This window comes from Lysobacter zhanggongensis, from assembly GCF_046638635.1.
Classification (GTDB): domain Bacteria; phylum Pseudomonadota; class Gammaproteobacteria; order Xanthomonadales; family Xanthomonadaceae; genus Novilysobacter; species Novilysobacter luteus.
On the sequence record NZ_JBJXHK010000068.1, the window covers coordinates 1 to 11,307 of the forward strand.

Genomic DNA, 11,307 nt, shown 5'->3' on the forward strand with positions numbered 1-11,307 from the left:
GCGCGGCCAGGCCGCCCGGACCGGCCGCGTAGCCGCCGAAACTCACGACCGCGCGCGAGTTGCGCGCGCGCAGCACCGCACGGGCGGCGCGCACCGCGTTGGCAACCTTCAGCGGGGCACCGAGCAGGGTCGCAATGCCCTTCCCGCGCAGCCCCCGAACCGCGATCGTGTCGATCTCGATGCCATGGGGCGGCACCAGCCGGGTTTCCATCGCGCCGTCGGCGCCGAGCCAGGTCACCGGCACGCCGCGATTCATCAGTTCGCGCGCGACCGCGAGGCCCGGGAAAATGTGGCCGCCGGTACCGCCGGCGAGGATGGTGACGGGACCGGTCATGCGCCGGTCCTCCCGAGCACCGGCTCGATGCGCTGGCGCAGGCGGCTGGTGCCGCGCGCGGCCTTGGACGATGCGGCGGCGGCAGGCTTGGCCACCGAGGGCAACGGCTGGGCGGTCGGAGGCACGCCGGTGGAAGGCTGCATCGCCTCGCCGCGCAGACGCGCGACCTGCCGCTGCGCGCGGTCGAGCTCGTACGACACCCGCAGCAGCACGCCGAGCGCCGCGCAGGTCATGAGCACGCTCGATCCGCCCGAGGACACCAACGGCAAGGTCAGACCCTTGGTCGGCAGCAGGCCCAGGTTGACGCCGATCGAGACGAAGCTCTGCAGGCCGATCCACAGCGCGATGCCGAACGCGCAGTAACCCGCGAAGTAACGGCGCATCTCCACGCATTTCAGTCCGACCCAAAGCGCCCGGCCCACGAGCACCGCGTACAACCCGATCACCGTGCACACGCCGATGAAGCCGAGCTCCTCGGCGATGACGGCGAGGATGAAGTCGGTGTGCGCCTCCGGCAGGTAGGACAGCTTCTGCACCGAGCCGCCGAGGCCGACCCCGAACCATTCGCCGCGGCCGACCGCCATCAGTGCGTTGGTCAGCTGGTAGCCGGAGTTGAACGGGTCCGCCCACGGGTCGAGGAAGGACGTCAACCGGCGCACGCGGTAGGGCTCGGCGATGGCAACCACCGCCAGCAGCGGCAGGCCGACCAGCACCGGGCCGAACATCCGCGGCATGTTGACCCCGCCCAGCACCAGCATGCCGCCGGTGATGGCCAGGATCAGCGACAGCGAACCGAAGTCTGGCTGCAGCACCAGCAGCACCACCAGCAACCCGGCCACGCCCAGCGGCTTGAGCATCGCCGACCAGGTCGCGGTGACCTCGTCGCTGTAGCGCTTGAGGTAGCTGGCCAGCCAGATGATGTAGAGCAGCTTGACCGCCTCGACCGCCTGGAAGCTGGACACGCCGAGGTTGATCCAGCGCCGCGCGCCGTTGACCTCGTTGCCCAGGCCGGGGATGAACACCGCCAGCAGGAGGGCGACGCAGCCCAGCAGCAGCCAGTGGTTGTAGTGCTCGACGGTCTTCAGCTCGGTGCGCATGAGCCACACCGCCAGTCCGACCCCGACCGCCAGGAACGCAACGTGCCGTACCAGGTAGTGGAACGGGCCGACGCCGTAATCGATCGCGATGGAGATCGAGCTGGAGCCGACCATCACCACGCCCAGGCACGCCAGCGCGCACGCGACCCCGAGCAGCCAGCGGTCGTAATGACCGCTGATCGCGTCGAGTCGGGTGGCCTGGCGCGCGGTGTCGGTCATCAGCGCACCTTCAACGTCGCAAGGCCGACCAGCACCAGCACCACCGAGATGATCCAGAAGCGCACGATGACGCGCGGCTCCGGCCAGCCCTTGAGCTCGAAGTGATGGTGGATCGGCGCCATCCGGAATACACGCTTGCCGGTGAGCTTGAACGACGCCACCTGGATCATCACCGACAGCGTTTCGATCACGAACACGCCGCCCATGATCACCAGCACCAGCTCCTGGCGGACGATCACCGCCATCGTGCCGAGCACCGCGCCCAGCGCCAGCGCGCCGATGTCGCCCATGAACACCATTGCCGGATAGGTGTTGAACCAGAGGAAGCCCAGCCCCGCGCCGGCGATCGCCGCGCAGATGATCACCAGCTCGCCGGCGCCGGGCACCTGCGGGATCTGCAGGTACTCGGAGAACACCGCGTTGCCCGATGCGTAGGCGAACACGCCCAGCGCGCAGGCCACCAGCACCGTCGGCATGATCGCAAGCCCGTCCAGGCCATCGGTCAGGTTGACCGCGTTGGAGAAGCCGACGATCCAGAAGTAGGCGATCGCCACGAAGCTGAAGGCCACCAGCGGCAACGCCACGGCCTTGAAGAACGGGATATAGAACGTGGTTTCGGCCGGCACCTCGGCGGTCATGTACAGGAACACGCCGGCGGCGAGTCCGAACAGCGACTGCAGCGCGTACTTGGTGCGCGACTTCATGCCGTTGGGGTCGCGGCGGACGATCTTGATCCAGTCATCCCACCAGCCGATCGCGCCGAACGCCACCATCACCGCCAGCACCAGCCAGACGTACTTGTTGCGCAGGTCGCCCCACAGAAGCACCGAGGCCAGCACCGTCACCAGGATCAGCGCGCCGCCCATGGTCGGAGTGCCCGCCTTGGAGAAGTGCGTCTGCGGGCCGTCCGTGCGGATCGGCTGGCCGCCCTTGTAGCTGGCCAGCTTGCGGATGACCGCCGGCCCCCACCACAGCGACAGCGCCAGCGCGGTGAGCGCGCTGAGGATGCCGCGGAAGGTCAGGTAGCCGAACAGCGCGAAGCTGCTCTGCAGTTGTTCCAGCCAGCGTGCCAGCTCAAGCAGCATCGTCGTCCCCTTGGTTGCCCGGGCCTGTGTCGCGCCGGCCGGCGTCGTCGGCCAGCAGTGCCGCGACCACCCTGTCCATCGCGCTGCCGCGCGAGCCCTTGACCACCACCCGGACACCGTCAGCCAGGCCGGCGCGCAGCGCGTCGACCACTTCGGCATGGGTCTCGAATGCCTGGCCGCCTTCGCCGAACGCGTCGGCCGCGGCCGCGCTGAGCGGGCCGAGCGCGAACAGCCGCTTGATGCCGGCGGCTTTCGCGCGACGACCGGCTTCGGCGTGCATCGCCTCGGCGTCGTCGCCCAGCTCGCGCATGTCGCCGAGCACCAGCCAGCCCTCGCCCGCTGTCTCGGCAACGGTGTCGATGGCCGCGGCGAGCGACCCCGGGTTGGCGTTGTAGCTGTCGTCGATCAGCACCGCGCCGCTGGCGAGGCGGTGCGTCGCGAGCCGGCCGGCCACTACCCGGGCGGCGGCTAGGCCACGCGCGATTGGGTCGAGGCCGATCCCGAGGCCGAGCGCCATCGACGCCGCGGCCAGCGCATTGCGCACGTTGTGGCGACCCGGCATTGCCAGTTCGACCGGGGCATCGCCCGCCGGGGTGGCCAGCAGGAAACGCGTGCCCGCGCCGGTGACGACGATATCTCGGGCGCCGACGTCGTGACTTGCCTCCAGCCCGAACCGGATCAAACGACGGCCATGCGCGCGCTCGGCGAAGTACGGGGCGAACGCGTCGTCGGCGTTGATCACCGCCACGCCCTCCGGCGCCAGCGCGTCGTAGACCGCGGCCTTGGTGTCGGCCACGTTGAGCAGGCTGCCCATGCGCTCCAGGTGCGCCGGCGCCACGTTGTTGACCAGCGCCACGTCCGGCCGGACCACCGCGGTCAGGTAGGCGATGTCGCCGGGCTTGCCCGCGCCCATCTCGTACACCGCGAAACGGGCGTCGTCAGGTGCATCGATCACCGCCAGCGGCAGTCCGATCTCGTTGTTGCGGTTGCCCGGGTTGGCGTACACCGCGTCGTCGGCGGCCTGCAGGATCGACAGCAGCAGCGTCTTGACGCTGGTCTTGCCGTTGCTGCCGGTGATCGCCGCGACCTTTGCGGTACGGTTGCGCTGCATTGCGCGGGCGAGGTCGGCCAGGGCGCGCTCGGTATCGGCCACCTGCACCTGCGGCAGCCCGGTCCCGACCGGGCGCGACACCAGCAGCGCCGCCACGCCACCGGCGGCCGCGGTCTCCACGTGGTCGTGGCCGTCGAAATTCTCACCCTTCAGAGCGACGAACAGCGACGCGCCGGTCGCCGGCAGCGTGCGGGTATCGGTCGCGATCNGCGGCCGCGGTCTCCACGTGGTCGTGGCCGTCGAAATTCTCACCCTTCAGAGCGACGAACAGCGACGCGCCGGTCGCCGGCAGCGTGCGGGTATCGGTCGCGATCGCATCGACCTGGCGGTCCATCCCGTGCAGGCGACCACCGGTCATGCGGGCGATGTCGGACAGCTGCAACGGCCTCATGCGCGCGCCTCCATCGCCGCGCGGGCGACCTCGGTGTCGTCGAACGGATGGCGCACGCCGTCGATCTCCTGGTACGGCTCGTGGCCCTTGCCGGCGATCAGCACGATGTCGTCCGGGCCGGCGATGCCGATCGCGCGGCGGATCGCGGTGGCACGGTCGCGCTCCACCGTTACTTCGCGTGCATCGATGAAGCCGGCGACGATCTCGGCGACGATCGCGTCGCCGTCCTCGCCGCGCGGGTTGTCGTCGGTGACGATGACCACGTCGGCATGGGTCTGGGCAATCGATGCCATCTGCGGGCGCTTGCCGCGGTCGCGCTCGCCGCCGCAGCCGAACACGCACAGCAGCTGCGACGACGCGTGAGCACGCAGCGAGACCAGGGCCTGCTCCAGCGCATCGGGGGTGTGCGCATAGTCGACCACCACCAGCGGCTGGCGCCGGCCGCGCGCGTCGGCTCCACCACCGAGGCGGTTCATCCGGCCGTGCACGGGCTGCAGGCGCGACAGCAGCGCGGCGATGTCCGCGGTATCGGTGCCGAGCGCATGCAGCGCGCCGGCCACCGCCAGCAGGTTGTCGACATTGAAGCGTCCCAGCAGCGGCGAGGTCACCGGATGGCGCCTGTCGCCGACCACCAGCTCGAAGCCGATCCCGCCGTTGTCGAAGTGCAGCGCCTGCGCCTGCAGCTGCGCACCCGGCGCGCCGCGCGAGCTGTAGCCGATGGCACGGACGTCGTCCGGCAACGCGGCATGGATCGCCCGGCCGTGGGCATCGTCCAGGTTGACCACCGCGGCCTGCAGGCCCGGCCACGCGAACAGCCGCGCCTTCGCCGCGCCGTAGCCGGCCATGTCGCCGTGGTAGTCGAGGTGGTCGCGGCTGAGGTTGGTGAAGACCGCGACGTCGAAGTGGACGCCGTCCACGCGGCCCTGGTCGAGGGCGTGCGAGCTGACTTCCATCGCCAGCGAGTGCGCACCCTGCGCGTGCAGGTCGTCGATCAGATCGTGCAGCTGCAGCACCAGCGGGGTGGTGAAACCGGTCGGCACGACGTGGCCGACGCGGCCGGCGCCGAGCGTGCCGATGGTGGCGGCGGGTTCGTCCTGCATCCGCCAGGCCTCGCCCAGCAGTTGCACCGTCGAAGTCTTGCCGTTGGTACCGGTGACACCGACCACGCGCATCCCGGCGCTCACGCGGCCATGGAAGCGGTCGGCCAGCTCGCCCATCCGTGCCCGCAGGCGCGGTACCGCGATGGCGTCGGCCGGCGCGGGCGTGTCCTCGCTGTCGGGCGGCTCGAACAGGATCGCGACCGCCCCGGCCGCACGGGCCTGCTCGACGAACTTGAGCCCGTGGGTGCCAAAGCCGCCGATCGCAACGAACGCGTCGCCCGGCTTGAGCGCACGGCTGTCCTGGACCAGGCCGGTAATGGCGAGATCGCCGGGGATGCCGGCGACGTCGGGCAGCAGCTCGGCCAGCAGCATGCGGCGACGGCTCATCGCGCACCCCCGACCGTGACCGGTTTGGGCAGTGCATCGGGCAGCGATGCGGGACCGGACGCGGTTCCGGCCGTCGATGCGGCGACCGCCGTCGGAAGTACCGGCCCGCTTTCGCCCGCGCCACCCGCGGCCTTCGCACGCTTGGCCTGCTCGGCCGCCTGTGCCGCGAGCCAGGTCTCGATGTCGTCGGGCGGGACATCCATCAGCCGGAGCGCACCGGCCATCACGTTGCGGAACACCGGCGCGGCGACCGCGCCACCGCCGTAGCCGTAACCCTTGCTGGAGTCGGGCTCGTTGATCACCACCACCATCGAGAAGCGCGGGTTCTCGACCGGGACCACACCGGCGAACAGCGCGATGTACTTGTTGGAGTAGCCGCCGGTCGGGCTGAACTTGCGAGCGGTGCCGGTCTTGCCGCCGACGTGGTAGCCCAGGATCGCCGCGCCGGTCGCGGTGCCGCCGGTCTCGGTGACGGTCTGCATCATCCGCAGGACCTGGTCGGCCACCCGCGCATCGACGACCCGCTCGCCTTCGTTGCGCTGGCCCTTGACGAAGGTCGGCGCGGTGAGCACGCCATCGTTGGCAAGCGCCGCGTACGCCATCGCGATCTGCAGCGGCGTTGCCGACAGGCCGTAGCCGTAGGACATGGTGCGTTTGTCGGTGCCGCTCCACTGGCCGGGCCCCGCCAGCACGCCGGACGACTCGCCGGGGAAGCCGCTGCCGGGCTTGTCGCCGTAGCCGAAGCCGTGCACGAAGTCGTAGAAGTAGTCGTCGGGCAGGCGCTCGGCGAGCTTGGCAACGCCCACGTTGGAGCTGTGGGTGATGATCCCGGTGATGGTCAACGCGCCATAATTGCGGAAGTCGTTGATCGTGTAGCGGCCATTGGCCATGTAACCCGGCGAGGTGTCGACCACGGTCGCCGGGGTCACGATGCCCTGGCTCAGCGCGGCCGCGATCGTGATCGGCTTCATCGTCGACCCGGGCTCGACCACGTCGGTGACCGCGCGGTTGCGGCGCGCGTCGCTGCGGTCGCCGTCCAGGTCGTTGGGGTTGAAGCTGGGCAGGTTGGCCATCGCCAGCACTTCGCTGGTGGCGATGTCGAGCACCACCACCGAACCGCTGCTGGCGTCGGCCTCGAGCAGGGCGTTGCGCAGCTCACGGTAGGCCAGGTACTGGATGCGACGGTCGATGGTGAGCGTCAGGTCGCGCCCCGGCTCGGCCGGCCGCAGCAGGTCGACGTTCTCGATGATGCGGCCCTGCCCGTCGCGGATGACGCGCTTGGCGCCCGGCGTGCCGCGCAGCCATTCGTCGAACGCGAGCTCAAGACCTTCTTGGCCGGCGTCGTCGATGTTGGTGAAGCCGAGCACGTGCGCGAGCGCCTCGCCCTGCGGGTAGAAGCGTCGGAACTCGCGCTGGCTGGACACGCCCGGGATCCCGTGGGCGAGGATCTTCCGGGCCTGGCTCGGGTTGATCCGGCGCTGCAGGTACATGAACTCCTTGTCCGCGCGCTGGGTCAGTTTGCGCGTCAGGTAGTCGGCCGGCACGTCCAGCGCTTCGGCCAGCTCGGGGATGCGGTCCGGGTGCTTGAGCAGCTCCTGCGGATTGGCCCAGACCGACTCGACCGGCGTGGACACCGCGAGGGGCTCCCCGTTGCGATCGGTGATCATCCCGCGCGACGTCGGGATCGGGATTTCGCGCAGCGCGCGGGCGTCGCCCTGGCGCACGTAGAAGTCGTTGTTGAGCACCTGCACGTCGAACGCGCGGCCGACCAGCGCCACCGAGCACAACGCCAGCGTGCCGCCGACCATCGCCAGGCGGTGGCGCGGGTTGTAGCGCACGCCCCGGCGGGCGCCCCGGACTTCTTCGCCGCGGAAGCGCGCAAGCAACGCCGCCCACGCACCGCCATGCGCAGGGTTGCTGCGGGCGGCGTCACGGCGGCGGTCGCGGGCGCTCATGGACGGATCACCACGATCTCGGCGCCTTCCGGGAACTTCATGCCGAGGCGGTCGCGCGCGACCTGGTCGATGCGGTTGCTCTCCGCCCAGGTGGCCTGTTCCAGCTGCAGCCGGCCGAAATCGATGTTGAGTTCGTCGCGCGCCTTCTCCAGCCGGCTGGCCTCGACAAACAGCACGCGGTGGCGATGGCGCGCGTGCACCACCGCCAGCGCCGTGGCGACGTTGGCGACGACCAGCACGGTCAGCAGCAGGCGCGTGGTCATGCGGCCTCCTGCAGCGCCGGCTTCTCGGCCACGCGCAGCACCGCGCTGCGGGCGCGCGGGTTGGCGGCGGTCTCGGCATCGTCTGCCTTCTGCGCGCCGCCGATCGCCAGCAGGTCGGGGGTGAAGGCGATCTCCACCGGCATGCGGCGGTTGGCCGGCGGCGCCTTGGCGTGGCGGTTGATGAACTGCTTGACGATGCGGTCTTCCAGCGAATGGAAGCTGATCACCGCCAGCCGTCCGCCGGGCCTGAGGCGCTCCAGCGCGGCGTCGAGCCCGGCTTCGAGGTCGGCCAGCTCGCGGTTGATGAAGATGCGGATCGCCTGGAAGCTGCGCGTCGCCGGATGGCGGCCCTTGCCCGGTCCGGTGTGCGCGGTTCGCGGCAGCGCCGACGCGATGAGCTCGGCCAGCTGCGCGGTGCGTACCAGCGGGTCCTCGTCGCGGCGGGCAACGATCGCGCGGGCGATGCGACGCGACTGGCGCTCCTCGCCGTAGGTCCACAGCACGTCGGCGATCTCGCGCTCCTCGGCCTGGGCCAGCCACTCTGCGGCGCTCTGGCCGGCATCGGGGTCCATCCGCATGTCGAGCGGGCCGTCGCGGCCGAAGCTGAAGCCGCGCTCGGCCACGTCGAGCTGCGGCGAGGACACGCCCAGGTCGAACAGGATCCCGTCCAGCCCGCTGGCGGTGGCATCCCACCGGGCGAGGTCGGCGAAGCTGCCGCGGAAGATCGACACGCGCGGGTCCGCCCCGAACTCGCGTTCGGCGACCGCAATCGCTTCGGGATCCTTGTCCATCACCAGCAGCCGTCCTCCGGCGCCGAGTTGGTCGAGCACGCCCCGCGCATGGCCGCCGCGGCCGAACGTGCCGTCGAGGTAGGCTCCATCCCCACGCACCCGCAGGCCTTCCAGGACCTGCCGGTACATCACGGGAAGGTGGCCGGAAGTCGCCGAGCGCTCCATGCCACCGTCCGTCATAGCTGCAGGTCGAGCAGTTCCTCGCTCAGATCCCCGTCAGACACCGTCTGCTGGATCTGCGCGTGGTGCGCCTGCTCGCTCCACAGTTCGAACTTGTCGCCCATGCCCAGCAGCACCGCCTTGCGCTCGATGCCCACCGCGGCGCGGTGGCTGGCCGGGACGGTGATGCGGCCGTTGCCGTCGAGCTCGACGAAGGTGGCCGCGCCGACCAGCTTGAGCTGCAGGTTGCGGTTGACCTTCTTGGCCTTGGGCAGCTTGTTGACCTGGTCGCGCACCCGCTCCCAGATCGCCCGCGGGTACAGATAGAGGGAGCCGGACTCGAACGGGTTGTAGGTGATGACCAGCTGGTTGCCACAATCGCGCGCGACGGCATCGCGGTGGGCGGTGGGCACCGCCAGCCGGCCCTTTTCGTCGATCGTGATGGCGGTCTCGCCCTGGAACATTGCGCACCTGGTTGTTGGCCCGCCTCTGTTGGGCGGTTTGCCTTACGGGCATACGGTCACTCGAACCGTCTGCGGCCACCGAAAACCACTAAAAACCCGGCTTTCCCTCGGATGTCCACCTTAGGCACCGCAAAAATGGTTGTCAACAACTTCCGGGGGCAAATTTCACTAGGCACATCAAAGGCTTGCGGCGAACTTCAGAGTCTTATTCAAGACTTATCCACTAACCGTTGTTTCGTCTCACATTTTGAGATTTCGGGCGCGTGGAGGCCTTGTGAAGAGACGACGCGGCACGCGGGCCCGTTACGGTGCTGCAGCGCAGCACCGGCCTCCCATGAAAAAGGCGCGCCCGGGGGCGCGCCTTTCCTGGATCAGGGCGGAGCCGGCCGATAAGCCGGGTTCTGTCGTGGGCAATCATTCCTCTAGGCGCATCGTCACCGATACGCTCAAGCAACCTACCCGGAGGCACCGCGGGCCGCGGCATTGCCTCCCTATTTGGTCTTGCTCCCGGTGGGGTTTGCCGTGCCGGTCTGTTGCCAGACTCGCGGTGCGCTCTTACCGCACCGTTTCACCCTTGCCACGCACGTCTTGCGACGCCGTTCGGCGGTCTGCTCTCTGTTGCACTTTCCGTCGGCTCGCGCCGCCCAGGCGTTACCTGGCACCGTGCCCTGTGGAGCCCGGACTTTCCTCGGCATCCCGAAGGATGACGCGACTGCCTGGCCGACTCCGCGGGCGCAGTCTACCGGGGTTGGGTGGCTTTGCGGCCGGGCGGGGTCGATCCCGGGAGGGCAAGTTCAGGCTGGCCGGACGGTCCCGCTGCCACCTCAGCTCTCGCCGGCGCCATACAGCGCCTTGCGCGGGGCCCCGCTCAGTTCGGCCGCCAACTTCGCCGCGGTCGACGGTGGCAGGTGCCCTGCCAGCTTCGCGTACAGCCGGCGCCCCTCTGCCAAGCTGGCATCGGCATCGTCACCGGCGCCCTCCACCACCAGCACGAATTCGCCCCGGCGCTGGTTGGGGTCCGCCGCAACCGTCTGGCGAAGCCCCGCGAGCGTGTCGTCGAGCACGGTCTCGAACAGCTTGGTGAGTTCGCGCGCCAGCACCGCGTGGCGTTCATTGCCGAACACCGCTGCCAGGTCGGCGAGCGACTCCTCGATGCGGTGGGCCGACTCGTAGAAGATCAGCGTCCGTGGCTCCGCCGCCAGCCGCGAGAGGCGCTCGCGCCGCGCGCCCGCTTTGGCCGGCAGGAAGCCTTCGAACACGAACCGGTCCGACGCCACGCCGGCCACGCTCAGCGCGGCGATTGCCGCGCACGCACCCGGGACCGGCGAGACCCGTACCCCGGCCGCGCGTGCCGCGCCGACCAGCCGGAAACCCGGATCGCTGACCAGCGGTGTGCCCGCATCCGACACCAGCGCCAGCGACTCACCGCCCTGCAGCCGCGTCACCAGCTGGGCTGCCTGGGCGTCCTCGTTGTGCTGGTGCAGCGCGAGCAACGGCCGCTCGAGGCCGAAATGGCTCAACAGCTGCCGCGTATGGCGGGTGTCCTCGGCGCAGATGGCGTCGACCGTGCGCAGGGTCTCCAGCGCGCGGGGGCTGAGGTCGCCGAGGTTGCCGATCGGGGTCGCGACGACGTGGAGGGTGCCGGAGGTCTGCATCGAGACGATGGTAGGGGTGGTCGTCGTGCTTGTCTTGCGGGCCACGCAACGGCGTCGCGGACGCCATGCAGGGGCATGGTTAGAATCGCCGGGTCCCCCAAGGAGCGCCGCGTGCGGTGCGCAAGCGATGAATCCAACGCCTTCGATCTCCCGGTTCCACTGGCTTTCGGCGCTGCTGGTCGCCACCGCGCTGCTCGGCGGCTGCGTCGTCGGTCCGACCCGGACCAGCTCGACCACGCCGGTCCGCGCGCCGCAGCACCCGCTGGTCGCGCAGGCCAGCGCCCTCGCGGGCGACC

At 70.2% G+C, this 11,307-nt stretch carries 9 protein-coding genes, 1 other RNA gene and 1 pseudogene; all 11 read right to left on the reverse strand.

Annotated elements, in window-relative coordinates:
- Positions 1–334: UDP-N-acetylglucosamine--N-acetylmuramyl-(pentapeptide) pyrophosphoryl-undecaprenol N-acetylglucosamine transferase (locus ACKVMH_RS10685; RefSeq protein ID WP_412700269.1), on the reverse strand; the 334-nt coding region annotated here is incomplete at its 3' end.
- Positions 331–1,650, reverse strand: a complete 1,320-nt coding sequence (ftsW, locus tag ACKVMH_RS10690; protein ID WP_412700270.1) for a putative lipid II flippase FtsW — start codon at positions 1,648–1,650, stop codon at positions 331–333. The genes ACKVMH_RS10685 and ftsW, both read right to left, overlap by 4 nt.
- Entirely contained in the window at positions 1,650–2,735 is a 1,086-nt protein-coding gene (gene mraY, locus ACKVMH_RS10695; RefSeq protein WP_215218744.1) for a phospho-N-acetylmuramoyl-pentapeptide-transferase, read from the reverse strand. Before mraY ends, ftsW begins: the two co-directional genes overlap by 1 nt.
- Positions 2,725–4,053 (reverse strand): annotated as a pseudogene (locus ACKVMH_RS10700) (UDP-N-acetylmuramoyl-tripeptide--D-alanyl-D-alanine ligase); the annotation flags it as partial. The gene mraY and the pseudogene ACKVMH_RS10700, both read right to left, overlap by 11 nt.
- Before the next feature lie 180 nt (positions 4,054–4,233).
- Complete coding sequence (locus tag ACKVMH_RS10705) at positions 4,234–5,709, reverse strand: UDP-N-acetylmuramoyl-L-alanyl-D-glutamate--2,6-diaminopimelate ligase (protein WP_412700273.1); 1,476 nt, start codon at positions 5,707–5,709, stop codon at positions 4,234–4,236.
- A gap of 11 nt (positions 5,710–5,720) precedes the next feature.
- Positions 5,721–7,532: a peptidoglycan D,D-transpeptidase FtsI family protein gene (locus ACKVMH_RS10710; RefSeq protein WP_412700274.1), complete on the reverse strand. Its 1,812-nt coding sequence runs from the start codon at positions 7,530–7,532 to the stop codon at positions 5,721–5,723.
- A 143-nt stretch (positions 7,533–7,675) separates the two neighbouring features.
- Positions 7,676–7,942: a cell division protein FtsL gene (gene ftsL / locus ACKVMH_RS10715; protein ID WP_215218746.1), complete on the reverse strand. Its 267-nt coding sequence runs from the start codon at positions 7,940–7,942 to the stop codon at positions 7,676–7,678.
- Positions 7,939–8,913 (reverse strand): 16S rRNA (cytosine(1402)-N(4))-methyltransferase RsmH, encoded by a 975-nt coding sequence (rsmH, locus tag ACKVMH_RS10720; protein WP_412700271.1) that lies wholly within the window; start codon positions 8,911–8,913, stop codon positions 7,939–7,941. The genes ftsL and rsmH overlap by 4 nt, the downstream gene beginning before the upstream one ends.
- Positions 8,910–9,356, reverse strand: a complete 447-nt coding sequence (gene mraZ, locus ACKVMH_RS10725; protein WP_215218748.1) for a division/cell wall cluster transcriptional repressor MraZ — start codon at positions 9,354–9,356, stop codon at positions 8,910–8,912. Before mraZ ends, rsmH begins: the two co-directional genes overlap by 4 nt.
- A 374-nt stretch (positions 9,357–9,730) precedes the next feature.
- An RNA gene (gene rnpB / locus ACKVMH_RS10730) (RNase P RNA component class A) lies at positions 9,731–10,084 on the reverse strand.
- A gap of 96 nt (positions 10,085–10,180) precedes the next feature.
- On the reverse strand, positions 10,181–11,011 hold the full coding sequence (gene rsmI / locus ACKVMH_RS10735) for a 16S rRNA (cytidine(1402)-2'-O)-methyltransferase (protein ID WP_412700272.1): 831 nt from the start codon (positions 11,009–11,011) through the stop codon (positions 10,181–10,183).
- Positions 11,012–11,307: the final 296 nt, after the last annotated feature.